Annotated in this window: 16 protein-coding genes and 1 tRNA gene; 6 read left to right on the top strand and 11 right to left on the bottom strand. The window is 65.3% G+C overall.

The window, feature by feature from the left end:
- Positions 1 to 111: 111 nt before the first annotated feature.
- The 7 genes from ACH2AT_RS06610 to ACH2AT_RS06580 all read right to left on the bottom strand — a co-directional run bounded on the left by ACH2AT_RS06610 (position 112) and on the right by ACH2AT_RS06580 (position 5217).
- A complete protein-coding gene (locus ACH2AT_RS06610; protein WP_394964531.1) occupies positions 112 to 1104 on the bottom strand; it encodes a hypothetical protein in 993 nt (330 codons plus the stop codon).
- A gap of 3 nt (positions 1105 to 1107) precedes the next feature.
- The gene (locus ACH2AT_RS06605; RefSeq protein ID WP_394964529.1) at positions 1108 to 1668 is read right to left on the bottom strand and encodes a hypothetical protein; all 561 of its coding nucleotides are present in this window, start codon (positions 1666 to 1668) and stop codon (positions 1108 to 1110) included.
- A gap of 3 nt (positions 1669 to 1671) precedes the next feature.
- The gene (locus ACH2AT_RS06600; RefSeq protein ID WP_394964527.1) at positions 1672 to 2247 is read right to left on the bottom strand and encodes a hypothetical protein; all 576 of its coding nucleotides are present in this window, start codon (positions 2245 to 2247) and stop codon (positions 1672 to 1674) included.
- Positions 2244 to 2768, bottom strand: a complete 525-nt coding sequence (locus ACH2AT_RS06595) for an RNA polymerase sigma factor (protein ID WP_394964525.1) — start codon at positions 2766 to 2768, stop codon at positions 2244 to 2246. The genes ACH2AT_RS06600 and ACH2AT_RS06595 overlap by 4 nt, the downstream gene beginning before the upstream one ends.
- A 148-nt stretch (positions 2769 to 2916) precedes the next feature.
- Positions 2917 to 3804, bottom strand: coding sequence for an undecaprenyl phosphate translocase family protein (locus tag ACH2AT_RS06590; RefSeq protein WP_330058553.1), 888 nt, complete (start codon positions 3802 to 3804; stop codon positions 2917 to 2919).
- Positions 3805 to 3901: 97 nt separating this feature from the next.
- Positions 3902 to 4657: an exodeoxyribonuclease III gene (locus tag ACH2AT_RS06585; protein ID WP_394964523.1), complete on the bottom strand. Its 756-nt coding sequence runs from the start codon at positions 4655 to 4657 to the stop codon at positions 3902 to 3904.
- The gene (locus ACH2AT_RS06580; RefSeq protein ID WP_394964521.1) at positions 4654 to 5217 is read right to left on the bottom strand and encodes an SLOG family protein; all 564 of its coding nucleotides are present in this window, start codon (positions 5215 to 5217) and stop codon (positions 4654 to 4656) included. The genes ACH2AT_RS06585 and ACH2AT_RS06580 overlap by 4 nt, the downstream gene beginning before the upstream one ends.
- Positions 5218 to 5334: 117 nt before the next feature.
- Here ACH2AT_RS06580 and ACH2AT_RS06575 point away from each other — a divergent pair, with 117 nt between their 5' ends.
- The 3 genes from ACH2AT_RS06575 to ACH2AT_RS06565 all read left to right on the top strand — a co-directional run bounded on the left by ACH2AT_RS06575 (position 5335) and on the right by ACH2AT_RS06565 (position 6694).
- Entirely contained in the window at positions 5335 to 5559 is a 225-nt protein-coding gene (locus tag ACH2AT_RS06575) for a helix-turn-helix domain-containing protein (protein WP_177522156.1), read from the top strand.
- Positions 5560 to 5570: 11 nt separating this feature from the next.
- Positions 5571 to 5777, top strand: coding sequence for a helix-turn-helix domain-containing protein (locus tag ACH2AT_RS06570; RefSeq protein WP_394964519.1), 207 nt, complete (start codon positions 5571 to 5573; stop codon positions 5775 to 5777).
- Positions 5778 to 5941: 164 nt separating this feature from the next.
- Positions 5942 to 6694: a nitroreductase family protein gene (locus ACH2AT_RS06565; RefSeq protein ID WP_394964518.1), complete on the top strand. Its 753-nt coding sequence runs from the start codon at positions 5942 to 5944 to the stop codon at positions 6692 to 6694.
- 140 nt (positions 6695 to 6834) lie between these two features.
- Here the strand turns inward: ACH2AT_RS06565 and ACH2AT_RS06560 are convergent, their stop codons facing one another.
- Positions 6835 to 8067, bottom strand: a complete 1233-nt coding sequence (locus ACH2AT_RS06560) for a S1C family serine protease (RefSeq protein ID WP_394964516.1) — start codon at positions 8065 to 8067, stop codon at positions 6835 to 6837.
- 241 nt (positions 8068 to 8308) lie between these two features.
- Between ACH2AT_RS06560 and ACH2AT_RS06555 the strand changes: the two genes are divergently transcribed.
- Both ACH2AT_RS06555 and ACH2AT_RS06550 read left to right on the top strand, forming a co-directional pair.
- Positions 8309 to 9217: a bifunctional GNAT family N-acetyltransferase/class I SAM-dependent methyltransferase gene (locus tag ACH2AT_RS06555; RefSeq protein WP_394964514.1), complete on the top strand. Its 909-nt coding sequence runs from the start codon at positions 8309 to 8311 to the stop codon at positions 9215 to 9217.
- Positions 9218 to 9304: 87 nt separating this feature from the next.
- Positions 9305 to 10906, top strand: a complete 1602-nt coding sequence (locus tag ACH2AT_RS06550; RefSeq protein WP_394964512.1) for a peptide chain release factor 3 — start codon at positions 9305 to 9307, stop codon at positions 10904 to 10906.
- A 252-nt stretch (positions 10907 to 11158) separates the two neighbouring features.
- On the opposite strand, the gene ACH2AT_RS06545 is transcribed toward ACH2AT_RS06550, so the two are convergent.
- The 3 genes from ACH2AT_RS06545 to ACH2AT_RS06535 form a co-directional block, all read right to left on the bottom strand.
- Positions 11159 to 11234, bottom strand: a tRNA-Asn gene (locus ACH2AT_RS06545).
- Positions 11235 to 11314: 80 nt separating this feature from the next.
- Positions 11315 to 11596 carry a hypothetical protein gene (locus tag ACH2AT_RS06540; protein ID WP_394964510.1) on the bottom strand — a complete coding sequence of 94 codons (282 nt, stop codon included), beginning with the start codon at positions 11594 to 11596 and terminating at the stop codon, positions 11315 to 11317.
- 91 nt (positions 11597 to 11687) lie between these two features.
- A complete protein-coding gene (locus ACH2AT_RS06535) occupies positions 11688 to 12938 on the bottom strand; it encodes a helix-turn-helix domain-containing protein (RefSeq protein WP_394964509.1) in 1251 nt (416 codons plus the stop codon).
- Positions 12939 to 13096: 158 nt separating this feature from the next.
- Here ACH2AT_RS06535 and ACH2AT_RS06530 point away from each other — a divergent pair, with 158 nt between their 5' ends.
- Positions 13097 to 13738 (top strand): corrinoid protein, encoded by a 642-nt coding sequence (locus ACH2AT_RS06530; protein WP_394964507.1) that lies wholly within the window; start codon positions 13097 to 13099, stop codon positions 13736 to 13738.
- Positions 13739 to 13793 lie beyond the last annotated feature (55 nt).

Here is a 13793-nt window from a genome sequence, read left to right as displayed (position 1 = left end):
TCACCTCACACATTTATTACTTTTCAGTGTAACATCTGCGGCGGCAAAACACAACAAAAGCCCCCGTAAAAATTTTACGGGGGTTTTTGCGGGGATTTAACAGGAGGCGTTTCAGGCCGTCTCCTCGCCCGCTGCGGGCAGGTCGAGATCCGTGGGAACGGAGGAGGCGGCGGGTTCGCCGTCCCCCTCGGGGGCGGGGGCGGCCTGCTGCGCCAGATATTCCTCGGCCTCGCGCTCTTCCATCCACAGGGTGTCGCCGAATCCGTCCACCACCTGCACCTGATGGCGGCCTATCTGAGACAGGCGGGTGGCGTCGGCGTTCATGTCGAACACGCCGTCCAGGTCAAGGTCCCAGGATTCATCGTCGTCGCTCCAGTAGAAGTAGGCCCGGTCCACGCCCGCGTCCCGCAAAGCGGGCAGCAGCGCCGCCACTCTGGCGGCGAACTCGTCGCCGTTTTCCACCGTGCCGCCCAGGGTGATGTTCGCCCCGGCATGGTCCTCGGCGCGCAGGTCGGCCAGGGTCATCTGGCGGTCGAACTCATAGCCGCCCAGGTTCACCCAGCCGGTGCAGCCCAGCACGTCCTGGCCCTGGAAGGCGGCGAGCAGCTGCTCTTCCAGCTCGGCGGAAAGGCGCTGCTCGGTGGCGGAGCGCTCCGGCCCGTACCAGCGCCACACCGCCGGCAGGGTGGCGGCGCAGAGGCTGGCGCAGATGAGCAGAAAGCTCACGAAAGCGGCCAGAAAGTCAAACCGCAGCCGCTCTTCGCCCTTGCGGCGGGCGCTGGCCCACAGCACCTCCGCCCCCAAAAACACCAACACCAGCGGGGCCAGCTTTGCGAAGAAGATGATGTCGAAGCCGGGCACAAAGAACCAGGCGGTGATGGCAAGGCCGGTGAGGATGAGGGAAAGGCCCAGGGTGACGGTGCCCACCCGGCGCACCGGCGGGCGGCGGACAGGTGCCGGGGCGGGCGCGGGAATGGGGGCGGGCGCGGGCTGCGCCGCGGGGGCGGGGGCCGTTTCGGGCTGCGCCGCGCCTGCCGGCTCAAAGGTGGGGGCGGCGTCAGGCTGGCCGCCCGCGGGAAGGCCCATGCGTTCCTGCTCGGTCATCCGTCACACCTCCCCTTCGCCCTTGAACTCGGTGTAGTCCGGCTCGGCGGGCTGCTTTTTCCTGCCGCCCTTGATGAGCCACAGGCCCAGGCCGATGAACACAAGGCCCACCACGAGGCCCGGGATGCCCCGCACGATCTGGTTCACCAGCTGGCCCAGCGCCGTGTCCCAGCCGATTAGGTCCACCAGGCGGTAGAGCCAGGGGCTGACAAAGCCCTGGTAAAGCCCGGCCACGCCCAGCACCACCAGGGCCCAGCCGATGAGGTGATGGCGGCGCTCCACCAGGCGGGCAAGGTCCTCGCCGCCGTCCCAGCTGAAGAGGAAGGCGTCCGCCGGGGTGGCGCCCTGCCGCAGCTGGGCGTGGAGGTTCAGGCTGTCAAAAAAGCTGTACATATACACCACCGCGCTGAGCACCATCAGCACGGGCAGGAATGCGCCGCCGATCATCAGCGGGATCACGAACAGAAGCACCTGGGTCAGGCCCCGCTTCATATAGCCCTGATACATCTGGCCTGCGCCGGGGATGAAGGAAAAGCAGAGGGTGAGGAATCCATTTTTTTGCATGTGTCAGTTCACTCCTTTGGTTTGAGTTGAAGCCGTGCCGGCGGCGTCCGCCTGGCCGGCAGCCGGGGCGGCGGCGTTGGCGCTGCGGCCGGTCGCGGCTTTTGGCTGCGGGGCCTGGTAAGCGGGGCGCAGAGCGCTCTGCACCTTCTCGGACCAGCTGCTCACCGCCTGCAGGATGGCGCTGCCCGGGCCTTCCTCCCGGGCCGCTTCCGAGGCCGCGGGGGGCTGGGGGGTCATTTCCTCCCCCTGCACCGTGAACGCCCCGGCGATGCCGGCAAAGACGCCGGTGTACCACAGCGTGCCGGTGATGAGCACCGCGGCCGCCGCCGCGGTGTAGCGGCTGGCCAGCGCCTGGGCCGCGCGGCGGCGCAGCCGGCGCATCACCGGCAGGGTCTGGTCGGCGGGCGGCTCTTGGAGCGCGTCCCCTTCCAGCAGGGCGGTGTAGCGCACGAGGCAGGCGTCGCAGAAGCTCAAATGCTCGGCGGCTTCCAGCCTGCCCAGTTCGTCCAGCTCGCCGCCCACAAGGGCCCGCAGCCCCTCGCCGGTGAGGTGGCCGTCGGGCCTGAACAGTTCGGTCATTGCCTCTCGCTCCTTTCCCTGATTTGCTGCTGCAGCATCTTTTTTGCCCGGAACAGCTGGGTGTGCACCGTCTTGGGCGGGCGGCGCAGCGCCCGGGAGATCTCCTCCACGCTGCGCTCCTCCAAAAAGTACATCACCGACACCTGTAAGTAGGGTTCCCGCAGCGAGCGCACCATCGCCCGGATGGCGGCCGCCTCGTCCTCGGTGACGGCCAGGTCCTCCGGCCCGGGCGGGGCCGCCGTGCCGGGGGGCGGCGATTGGGGGAACCCCTCGTCGCCGGGGGCGCTCACCCGCCTTGCCCAGGCGCTTTTCAGGTGGTCCCGGGCCTTGTTGGTGGCAATGCGGGCCAGCCAGGGCTTGTAGTGTTCGGGCGGGCAGGAATCCATGTGCGTGAAGGCGGACACGAAGGTGTCCTGGGTCAGGTCCTCGGCCAGCTGATGGTCCTGCACCAGCTGGTAGCACACGGTGTACACCAGCCGCTGGTACTGTTCGACCAGAGTCGCAAACTGCGCATTTGTCACGCCGGTGTCTCACCGCCCTTTCCCCTCACTGTGTCTATGTAACGAGCCGGCGGGGCCGGTTTCTTCAACGCCCGGCAAAAAAAATCAGAGCGCGCGTTGCGATGTGAAAAAAGCCGCCCCCGGCGGGGCGGCTTTGGAGTGAACAGGCTTATTCCGGGTCGGCCTTGCCCATCAGCAGGGTCACCCAGGCGCCCGCGGCGCCAATAATGAGGCCCACGATGAGGCCGGGCACGGTGAAACGGGCCAGCGCGCCGGAAGAGTAGAGCACCGCGAAGGGGCTGGACAGGATGAGCCCGATGATGCCCGCGAAGGTCTGGCTGGGGAAGTGGGCAAAGAGGTACTCGATGACCTTGGCGATGCCGAAGATGCCCAGCGCCACGCCCACGCCGAAGGGCAGCAGCAGGCTGACGTTGTGCAGGATGAGGCCGAAGTCGCCCGCGAAAAGCCCGTCCACGCAGCCGGTGACCAGGTCCAGGATGGTGTTGTAGTAGCCCAGCACCATCAGCACCATGCTGCCGGACACGCCGGGGATGACCATGGTGGCGCTGGCGATAAGGCCCAGGGCCGCCAGCAGCAGGGCGGTGCCGGGGGTAAGGGCGAGGGCCTTCACCGTCTCGTCGCCCCCCTGCAGCAGGGCCATGCCCACGCCGAAGGCCAGCAGGGCGGCAAAGCAGACCGCCTCGCCCACCGGCGCGCCCTTGCGGGCCTTTTTGGCCAGGCTTTCTTTGAGGCGCACCCACAGGATGGGCAGGCCGCCCAGGATAAGGCCCACGAAGGTGAGGCAGGTGGCCAGGGTGTGCTCGGCCAGCAGATAGCGCAGGGCATAGCCGAAGGCCACGATGCCGATGCCCATGCCGAGCCCCAGGGGCAGCAGGATGAGGATGCTCTGCTTGAAGTGCTTGAACAGGCCGCTCACCGCGCCGATGATCTTGTCGTACACGCCCATGGACACCGCCATGGTGCCGCCGGACACGCCGGGGATGATGTTGGCCACGCCGATGGCCACGCCCCGCAATACATCCATGATCGCTTTCATGCGTTTTCTCCTTTTTTCTCTTGCGTTCCGCGCCCCGGAAGGGGCACGGTAACACTATACATCATAACGCCCCGCCGCGCAAGGCTTTTCGGGATTTTTACAGATCGATGTCCAGTTCCACGGGGCAGTGGTCGGAGCCGAAGACCTCGGGGTGAATGGCGGCGGTTTTGACCCTGTCCATCACCCGGCGGCTGACCAGAAAATAGTCGATGCGCCACCCCGCGTTGTTCTTGCGGGCGTTGAAGCGGTAGCTCCACCAGCTGTAGGCCCCTGTCAGATCGGGATACTTCTCCCGGAAGGTGTCGGCAAAGCCCGCCGCCAGCAGCTCGGTCATCTTGGCCCGCTCGGGGTCGGAGAAGCCGGCGTTGCCCCGGTTGGGGCCGGGGTTTTTCAGGTCGATCTCGTTGTGGGCCACGTTCAGATCGCCGCACAGCACCACCGGCTTTTGGGTGTCCAGCGCCAGCAGATATGCCCGCAGGTCGTCCTCCCAGCGCAGGCGGTAGTCGATGCGGGCCAGGCCCTCCTGGGCGTTGGGGGCATAGACGTTCACAAGATAGAAATTCTCAAATTCCAGGGTGATGGCCCGGCCCTCGTGGCTGTGCTCCTCCACGCCGATGCCGCAGCTCACCGAAAGGGGCGCCACCCGGCTCCAGCAGGCGGTGCCGGAATAGCCCTTTTTCTCGGCGCTGTAGAAATACGAGGCGTAGCCCTCGGGGGCAAAGTCCGCCTCGCCGGGCTGGCATTTGGTCTCCTGCACGCAGAACACGTCGGCGTCCAGCGCCGCGAAGGAGGCGGCGAAATCCTTTTTCAACACAGCCCGCAGGCCGTTCACATTCCAGCTGATGAGTTTCATGGCTGTCTCCTTTTCGGGCCGCCCCGCGGGGCGGTTCTTTCCCCCTCATTATAAGGAAGAAGGCCCGCCGGCGCAAGGGGGGCCTGCCTCTCCTCCCCCAGCATCACCAGCCGCAGCCCCCGCTGCCGGGCATACTGTGCCGTGTAGGCGCTGCCCCCTGTCTGGCGGGTGCAGTAGGCCACGCAGACGGAGCTGTTGTCCACCAGATGGCGGTTGCGCCGGTGCATGCAGCCGGGGGAATAGTGTTCGGCGGTGTAGACCACCTTGTCTGCCCGGCTCAGAATTTCCCGATAGCGGCGCACGTCCGCTTCTTTCCAGCCACGGGTCTGGTCCCGGCAGGGCAGCACCAGGATGAGCCGCACGCCGGGGTATTCCCCTTTCAGCCGCAGCACCGTCTCGGCGGCCAGGGTGTCGAACCCCAGCGCCCCGCCCGCACCGAAATAGCGCATCCCTTCGCCGATGAGCCGCCGCAGCGTTTGTTCCAATTCTTCCGCCAGCGCCGGCAGCGCCCGGGCCGGGATGGCCCGGTAGCCGGTGAAACAGCAGGTTTTTTCTTTCATGTTTTCTCCATTTCGCTCGCTCCTTCCGCAGTTGCACCTATATAAGTGCAATTTTATTCTTTAGTCCTCCTAAAATCAACACATACTGCACCAATACAAGTGCGGGAGGTGTTGTCGGTGAACGCAGAATACGAGCGGGCGCTGGGGCAGAACATCCGGGCCCTGCGCATGAAAAAAGGCCTTTCCCAGGAGCAGCTGGCCGCACAGCTGCAGGTGCGTGGGTGCGACGTGACCCGCAGCGCCCTGGCAAAAATAGAGGTGGGCCAGCGGCACATCTACCCGGACGAACTGCGGGCCCTGCGGGATACTCTGGGCGTGCCCTATGAGGCGCTGTTTGTGTGAGGCAAAGCGCCATGGTGACATTGAACATCCTTCCCCTGCTGGAAAAGAAGGGCAAAACAAAATACTGGCTCTACAAGCAACTGGGCATGAGTTACCAGAACTTCAGCCGCATGGTCAATAATGAGACCTCCTCCATCAATCTGGAGCGCATCGAAACCCTTTGCCAACTGTTGGACTGCACCCCCAATGAACTGTTCCTTATCGACTGGGAAAAATAGTTTTTTCATTCCCGGCGAAGCAATGATACTGCTGACCGCGTTGCATTTTTTGACGAAACAAGGGCGGGGCCCCGGCGGAATTTCCGCCGGGGCCCCGCCCCTTCTCCCCGTTGACCGGCGCCGCTGCCGCGCATTATAATAAAAAGCAGCAAGGAGGGATGAAGATGAACGAGATCCTGCGCCAGCTGGCCGCGCGCAAAAGCGTGCGGGCCTACGCCGGCGGGCCGGTGACGCCAGAGGAAAAGCAGGCCATCCTGCAAGCCGCCTTCGACGCGCCCACCGCGGGCTGCCAGCAGCTTTACACCATCATCGACGTGACCGACCAGGCGCTGAAAGAGCGGCTGGCGGATCTGTGCGACCACCAGCCCTTCATCGCCGCCGCGCCGCTGGTGCTGGTGTTTCTGGCGGACTGCCGCCGCTGGGAGCAGTGCTACCGGGCGGCGGGCCTTTCGCCCCGGGCCCCCGGCCCCGGCGACCTGCTGCTGGCCGCGGCCGACGCCTGCATCGCCGCCCAGAACGCCGTGACCGCCGCCGAAAGCCTTGGCATTGGCAGCTGCTACATCGGCGACGTGATCGAGCAGTGCGAAAAAATGCGCGAGGCCCTGGCCCTTCCCCCCGCCGTGGTGCCCGCCGCCATGGTGGTGTTCGGCCGCCCCACCGGCCAGCAGAAGGCCCGGCGCAAGCCCGCCCGCCTGCCCATGGAGTATGTGGTGTGCGAGAACGCCTACGCCGAACGCACCCCCGAAGAGCACCGGGCCGCCCTCGCCGCACGGGCCGCCGCGGATGGAAAGCCCGCCTTCGACTTCGACGCCTGGGTGCGCGCCTTCGCCGCCCGCAAGTACGAGAGCGATTTTTCCCGGGAAATGAGCCGCAGCGCGTCGGTCTATCTCCGGGATTTTGAGGGCTGGGACCGCTGAGCGGCCCGCATTTTTGTGATTTTTGCAACTAATATTCCATTTTGTATATTCAGGAGGCAAAAAGGGACGCCCCGGACCCTGGCGGGTCGGGGCGTCCCTTTTTCATTTGTTTGGGCCCAGGGTCTCCCTGGCCGGCCTTGTCATGCGCCGGTCTTTTCGCCCAGGGTGACCTGCAGGGTGATGAGCTCGCGGTCACGGTCCACCTGGATCTCCACCACGTCGCCCACGTTGTAGGCTTTGAGGGCGTTGGTCACGTCGTCGGTGGTCTCCACCAGCTGGGTGCCGATGCTCACGATGCGGTCGCCCGCCTTCATGCCGGCGGCCTCGGCGCCGGAACCGGCGTCAACGCTGTTGACATAGACGCCCAGGCTGCTCACGCCGTACTGCATGGCGGTCTGCACGTCGCCCACGGTGATGACGGTGATGCCCAGGGCGGGGCGGCCGGTGACATAGCCGTTCTCCAGCAGGTCCTGCACCACGGTTTTCATGGTGTTCACCGGGATGGCGAAGCCCAGGCCCTCGGCGTCCTCATCGGAGTATTTGGCGTTGACGATGCCGACCAGCTCCCCGTTGGTGTTGAACAGGCCGCCGCCGGAGTTGCCCGGGCTGATGGCCGCGCTGGTCTGCATCAGGGTCATCTGGTTGCCTTCCACCGAGATGTCACGGTTCAAAGCGGAAACGATGCCGTCGGTGACAGTGCCGCCCAGGGTGCCCATGGGGTTGCCCACGGCGATGACCACTTCGCCCACCTGCACATTGTCGGAATCGCCCAGCACCGCCGGGGTCAGGCCGGTGGCGTCGATCTTCAGCAGGGCGATGTCGCTCTGCTGGTCGGCGCCCACCACGGTGGCGGTGTAGGTGGAGTCGTCGTGCAAAGTCACGGTGATCTGCTGGGCGCCCTCCACCACGTGGTAGTTGGTGACGATGTAGCCGTCGGTGGTGAGGATGACGCCGCTGCCGGCGCCGCTGAGCACCTGCTGGCCGCCCCAGAAGTAGTTGTTGGTGACAAGCTGCTCGGTGGTGACCACCACAACGCTGGGGCTCACCGCGCTGGCCACGTCTGCCAGGCTGCCGGTGGAAGAAGAGGTGGAGGTGGCGCTGCCGCTGGGCGCGGCCTGGTACATCACCGCCTGGCCGCCGTTCTTGCTGGCCACCAGATAGCCGGCATAGCCGCCGCCGAAGCTGACCGCCGCCACCAGCACCAGGGCCAGCACGCCGGCCAGGATGCGCTTGCCGGCGCCCCGCTTTTTGCGGGGCGGCTCGCCCGCCGGGCCGCCGGGCGTCTGCCCGGCAGGGGCGCCCGGCGCGGGGGGCGCGGGGTCGTATCCGTTCTGATAGAGACCGGAGTAATCGTATTCCCATTTGTTTTCCATAAAGATTCATCCTTTCGGGTAAACAGCGGGCCGGGGCGGATACGCCCTCAAAAGAGCCCTCTGTGATCGTTCTGACCATAGTATATCGGCCAATCGTGAAAAACCTTCAAAGCCGGGGTGAAAGAATTGTGAAATCCCCGTATTCCGCGCTATAATGGGAATATCACGCGGATGAGGCTTGTGGATATGCTACCACAAAACGGGGCATCCCGCAACCGTTTCGCAAAAAAGGAGGCCGCCCATGCGCATCGACGGGCACCGGGAAGGGGAGCGTCTTGCCCTCACCCTTTATAAAGAACAGCAGCCGGTGGGCGTCTGCCGCCTGCGCCTTGCCCCCGGCCGGGTGGAGCTGGAGGAGTTTTTCATCGACGAAAGCTGGCGGGGCAGGGGCTACGGCAGCTTTCTGCTCAAGCAGGCCCTGCACGCCACCGGGGGCTTTTCCGCTTGTAGCCTGCACGCCGCCCCGCCCCCGGAAAGCGGGGCCGCGGCGGCCCTCCTGCGCAAGTTCGGCTTCGCGCCCGCCGGGGACATCTGGCTGCGCCGCCGCGCGCCGGACCCCAGCGCCGTGCGCCTGACCCACGAGTTTCTGGCCTCCCGCCTTGCACCCGGGGGCTTTTTCATCGACGCCACCTGCGGCAACGGCCACGACACCGCCTTTCTGTGCCGGCTGGCGGGGCCGGAGGGGAAGGTGCTGGCGCTGGATGTGCAGCAAAAGGCGGTGGCGGCCACCCGCGCCCGGCTGGAAGCCGAGGGCCTTGCCTCCATCGCCCGGGTGGTGCAGGCGGACCACGCCCGGCTGGCCCAGTTTGCTGGGCCGGCCAGCGCCGACTGCGTGGTGTTCAACTTCGGGTATCTGCCGGGGGCGGACCACGCCCTTTTCACCACCCCGGCCAGCAGCCTGCCGGCCCTTTCAGCGGCGCTGGACATCCTCAAGCCCGGCGGCGTGCTGGCGGCCTGCCTTTACAGCGGCGGCCCCAACGGCGGCGGGGAAAGGAACGCGGTGGAGGGGTTTTTCGCCGCCCTGCCCCTGGAAAGATACACGGTGCTCGCCTGCCGCTTCGCCAACTGGGCGCCCACCGCGCCCCTGCCCTGTTTCGTGCTGAAAAAGCAAAGCAAAAATGCCCCGTTCCCCTTGCCAAGCGGGCTTTGAACGGGTAGAATTAAAATGTTGCGACTTTTTAGAAGGAAACCCACCGGGGCTTTGCTGCCCCGCGCATGACCAGAGGAGGAAGAAGCTATGGCCGATCTGCGGCAGGAGATCGCGCGCAGGCGCACCTTTGCCATCATCAGCCACCCGGACGCCGGCAAGACCACCCTCACCGAGAAGCTGCTGCTCTACGGCGGGGCCATCCAGCAGGCGGGCAGCGTGAAGGGCAAGCAGAGCGCCCGCCACGCGGTGAGCGACTGGATGGAGATCGAAAAGCAGCGCGGCATCTCGGTCACCAGCAGCGTGCTGCAGTTTGAATACGACGGGCGCTGCGTGAACATTCTGGACACCCCCGGCCACCAGGACTTTTCCGAAGACACCTACCGCACCCTGATGGCCGCCGACGCGGCGGTGATGGTGCTGGACGCGGCCAAGGGCGTGGAGGCCCAGACCATCAAGCTGTTCAAGGTGTGCACTTTGCGGCACATCCCCATCTTCACCTTCATCAACAAGATGGACCGGGAGGCCCGGGACCCCTTTGACCTGATGGAGGAGATCGAAAGCATCCTGGGCATCCGCACCTATCCCATGAACTGGCCCATCGGCTGCGGCAAGGAGTTCAAGGGCGTGTTCGACCGACAGAGCCGCCACATCCTGGCCTTCCAGGGCGACGGCAAGGCCAACGGCGTGAAAATCCTCGATAAGATCGAGGCGGAATTGGGCGACGCGCGTCTGGACGGGCTGCTCGGCGCCCCGCTGCACGAGAAGCTCAGCGAGGACATCGAGCTGCTGGACGGCGCCAGCTACGACTTTGATATGGACGCGGTGAACGCCGGTTCCCTGAGCCCCGTGTTCTTCGGTTCAGCGCTGACCAACTTCGGTGTGGAGCCCTTTTTGAAGGAATTCCTGCGGCTGGCCCCCTCCCCTCTGCCCCGCACCAGCGGCGGCGTGCCGGTGGAGCCTGCGCAGGACACCTTCTCCGGCTTCATCTTCAAGATCCAGGCCAACATGAACAAGGCCCACCGGGACCGCATCGCCTTCATGCGCATCTGCTCCGGCCGCTTTGAGCGGGGCATGGAGGTGACCCATGTGCAGCAGGGCAGGAAGATAAAGCTGGCCCAGTCCACCCAGCTGATGGCCCAGGACCGGGCCACCGTGGACGAGGCCTTTGCCGGCGACATCATCGGCCTGTTCGACCCGGGCATCTTCTCCATCGGCGACACCCTGTGCACCGGCAAGGAGCCCATCCGCTACGCGGGCATCCCCACCTTCGCCCCCGAGCACTTCGCCCGGGTGACCCAGGTGGACACCATGAAGCGCAAGCAGTTCGTGAAGGGCATGGAGCAGGTGGCCCAGGAGGGCGCCATCCAGATCTTCCGGGAGCTGGGCGGCGGCATGGAGGAGGTCATCGTGGGCGTTGTGGGCGTTTTGCAGTTCGAGGTGCTGGAATACCGGCTGAAAAACGAATACAACGTGGACATCCGCATGCAGAACCTGCCCTACGAGCACATCCGCTGGATCGAAAACGAAGATTTGGACCCCAAATCCCTGGACCTGACCAGCGACACCCGGCGCATCGAGGACCTGAAGGGCTCGAAGCTGCTGCTGTTCACCTCCCCCTGGGCCATCACCTGGGCCGAGGAGCACAACCCCGGCCTGAGCCTGAGCGAGTTCGGCAACCGGGAAGATTGATTTTTTGCACAGCATACGGGCAGCGCCCCGGCCAAAAGGCCGGGGCGCTTTTTTCGCGGCGGCGGGCTTTTTCGGGGCGGGCGCAGTTCGTCCCGCCCCGCATTTGACCTGCATTTTGACTTGCATTTTAACTTGCAGCGGGCCCCGCCGGCCCTTTTTGGGCACCCTCGCCCCGTCCCGTCCACCGCCGGAAAAAAGCCCGCCGGGCCGCCCGGGCAAAAGAAAAGAGCACGTCCTTCGACGTGCTCTTTTTGGCTCCCCCTGTTGGGCTCGAACCAACGACCCTGCGGTTAACAGCCGCATGCTCTACCGACTGAGCTAAGGAGGAATATGCACGCTGCCCTGTCGTGCAGCGTGATTTATTATAGCAGGGTTTGAGAAGGCTGTCAACCCTTTTCCGCCGATTTTTTAAAGAACGGCCCGCCGCCAGAACTCCGCCGCCCGCCTGGGCCAGCCGGCGCAGGGCAGCCCTTCGCCCAGGCCCACGCCCGGCCAGGAGACGTGCTCGCAGCGCACCACAAAGGCCGCGCAGCCCAACTCGTTCAGCCGCCGGGCAAAGTCCTCCCCTTCCAGCGGGTCGGAAATTTTTTCGTAGCCCCCGCCGGGGCAGATCACCGCAAAGGGATGGCGCGCGCCGTCCAAAAGAGGGTATTCGTCCACCCGCACCGGGGTCCTGCCGGGATATTCCATACGCCGTCCTCCTTTTTAAAAGCCGCAGAGGTCTTCAAACGTTCCTGCGGCAAGCGTATCATGCTTTGGCCCGTTTGTCCAGCAGCCTGTTTTATTCCTCGCCCTGGGTGTAGCGCGCGCGGTAGCGCAGCGGCGTCATGCCGGTGACGCGGCGGAACACCTTGGTGAAATAGCTCTGGTCGTCGAACCCCACGGCGCTGGCCACGTCGGTGATGCGCAGGTCCTCGTGAAGCAGCAGCTGCCGCGCCTTGCCGATGCGCACGGCGTTGAGATAGTCGTTGAAGGAGGTGCCCGTCTCTTCCTTGAACACCCGGCTCAGGTAGGCCGGCGAGAGGAACACCCGCTGGGCCAGCTGCTCCAGCGTGACCTTTTCGTAATAGTGGGTCTCGATGTGCTGCATGCACAGGTGGATGGCGTGGGCGTGGCGCATGTCCGAATAGCGGAACACGCTGTCCATCAGGCGGTTCACCGCGTCGCTCAGCACGGCGCACATGGCCTCGATGTCCCCCGCCTGCTCGATGCGCCCGCGGCTCTCGTGGCACAGCCGCAGGGTGGCGCCGCTCTCCGCGCCCGCCTCCACCGCCGCCCGCCCGGTGAGGGCCAGCAATTCGCACACCCGGGATTTCACCGTGTCCAGCTGCTGGCCGGTGGCCAGCAGGATGTGGCCCAGAAGCCGGTTCAAAAGGCTGCGCGCCTGGTCCTTTTCCGAGCGGCGGATGCTGCGCAGGAAGGCCTTTTCCACCGCGAAGGGATAGGGCGGCGGCTGTTCCTCCTGCTTGAGCTGCAAAATGTAGCTGTTGATCTGGCCCTGGATGGCGTCCGCCGATTGCACCTGGCGCATCCGCTCCGAGGCCGACACCTTGTTCATAAAGCCCACCGCCATGAACAGCAGCGTGGACATCCGGCTCACCGTGGCCGTGGGGATGACCCGCACGTTTTCCAGCTCCGCCACCACCCGGGCCCGCCGTTCTTCCTCCAGCGCCATCAGCTCGCAGTCGATGAAGTCCTCCTTTTCCACCATCAGGAAGGGCCCCGCCGTGATGCGGGCGCAGCTGTCCAGCTCGCCCAGAAGGGGCGACACAAAGCAGGTCAGCCCCATGGGGCAGTAATAGATGTAGCGCCCGCCGAAGCGCTCGGCCTCGGCCATGCTGTAGTTCTGGGCCCGCACGCACTGGGCCGCCGGCCGGCCCGCCAGCCGGCAGATGCGGCAGGCAGAGCAGCCGTAGCCATACTCCGCAAGGGTGGCTCCCTCTTTGTCCGACACGATGCACCCCAGCCCGGTGGAGGCGGAAAAGGCCGCCGCGCACTCCCGCGCAAGGGTGAGGTCAAAGGTTTTTTCCACGGCCTTCCCCTCCTTTTGGAACCGCTTTTTATATTAATAAAATATTACCAAAAATCGCAGGCGATTACAAGCGCCGGGCGGCGGGGATATGCTATCCTATGCTCAGAACAAGGCGGCCGCGCGCCGCCGCAAGACCAAAGAACGGAGGAAGAGCATCCATGAGCATTCTGACCGACATTTCCGAAAATCTCCAGAAGGGCAAAGCCAAGATCGTAAAGGAGCTGGTGCAGCAGGCCATTGATCAGGGCATTCCCGTGGAGCAGATCCTGGACGAGGGCCTTTTGGCCGGCATGGGCGTGATCGGCGAAAAATTCAAGAACAACGAGGTGTTCGTGCCGGAAGTGCTGGTGGCCGCCCGCGCCATGAACATGGGCGCGGCGCTGCTCAAGCCCCTGATGGCCCAGGCGGGCGTGGAGGCCGTGGGCAAGGTGTGCATCGGCACCGTGAAGGGCGACCTGCACGACATCGGCAAGAACCTGGTGAAGATGATGATGGAGGGCAAGGGCCTGGAGGTCATCGACCTGGGCACCGACGTGGCCCCCGAGACCTATGTGCAGACCGCCATCGACCAGGGCTGCCAGATCATCTGCTGTTCCGCCCTGCTCACCACCACCATGGGCATGATGGAAGAGGTGGTGAAGAAGGCCGATGAGGCCGGCATCCACGGCAAGGTGAAGATCATGGTGGGCGGCGCGCCCGTCACCCAGACCTTCTGCGACCAGATCGGCGCCGACTGCTACACCGCCGACGCCGCTTCCGCCGCCGACGCCGCCGTTTCCATCTGCAAGGCGTCCGCCTGAGCCGGGAGGAGGCCTTGCCATGAAGCGTGATATGAAAGCCCGGCTGGAGGCGCTG

Origin of the sequence: Candidatus Allofournierella excrementigallinarum (assembly GCF_944388085.1) — a bacterium.
GTDB classification, from domain to species: domain Bacteria; phylum Bacillota; class Clostridia; order Oscillospirales; family Ruminococcaceae; genus Allofournierella_A; species Allofournierella_A excrementigallinarum.
This window is presented reverse-complemented; position numbering and strand designations above follow the sequence as displayed.

Coding starts and splice junctions, on each gene's coding strand:
- ACH2AT_RS06550 (WP_394964512.1), top strand. CDS start 9,305: ATGGCCGATCTGCGGCAGGAGATCGCGCGCAGGCGCACCTTTGCCATC.
- ACH2AT_RS06585 (WP_394964523.1), bottom strand. CDS start 4,657: ATGAAACTCATCAGCTGGAATGTGAACGGCCTGCGGGCTGTGTTGAAA.
- ACH2AT_RS06610 (WP_394964531.1), bottom strand. CDS start 1,104: ATGACCGAGCAGGAACGCATGGGCCTTCCCGCGGGCGGCCAGCCTGAC.
- ACH2AT_RS06590 (WP_330058553.1), bottom strand. CDS start 3,804: ATGAAAGCGATCATGGATGTATTGCGGGGCGTGGCCATCGGCGTGGCC.
- ACH2AT_RS06540 (WP_394964510.1), bottom strand. CDS start 11,596: ATGGAATATCCCGGCAGGACCCCGGTGCGGGTGGACGAATACCCTCTT.
- ACH2AT_RS06555 (WP_394964514.1), top strand. CDS start 8,309: ATGCGCATCGACGGGCACCGGGAAGGGGAGCGTCTTGCCCTCACCCTT.
- ACH2AT_RS06580 (WP_394964521.1), bottom strand. CDS start 5,217: ATGAAAGAAAAAACCTGCTGTTTCACCGGCTACCGGGCCATCCCGGCC.
- ACH2AT_RS06530 (WP_394964507.1), top strand. CDS start 13,097: ATGAGCATTCTGACCGACATTTCCGAAAATCTCCAGAAGGGCAAAGCC.
- ACH2AT_RS06570 (WP_394964519.1), top strand. CDS start 5,571: ATGGTGACATTGAACATCCTTCCCCTGCTGGAAAAGAAGGGCAAAACA.
- ACH2AT_RS06605 (WP_394964529.1), bottom strand. CDS start 1,668: ATGCAAAAAAATGGATTCCTCACCCTCTGCTTTTCCTTCATCCCCGGC.
- ACH2AT_RS06600 (WP_394964527.1), bottom strand. CDS start 2,247: ATGACCGAACTGTTCAGGCCCGACGGCCACCTCACCGGCGAGGGGCTG.
- ACH2AT_RS06565 (WP_394964518.1), top strand. CDS start 5,942: ATGAACGAGATCCTGCGCCAGCTGGCCGCGCGCAAAAGCGTGCGGGCC.
- ACH2AT_RS06560 (WP_394964516.1), bottom strand. CDS start 8,067: ATGGAAAACAAATGGGAATACGATTACTCCGGTCTCTATCAGAACGGA.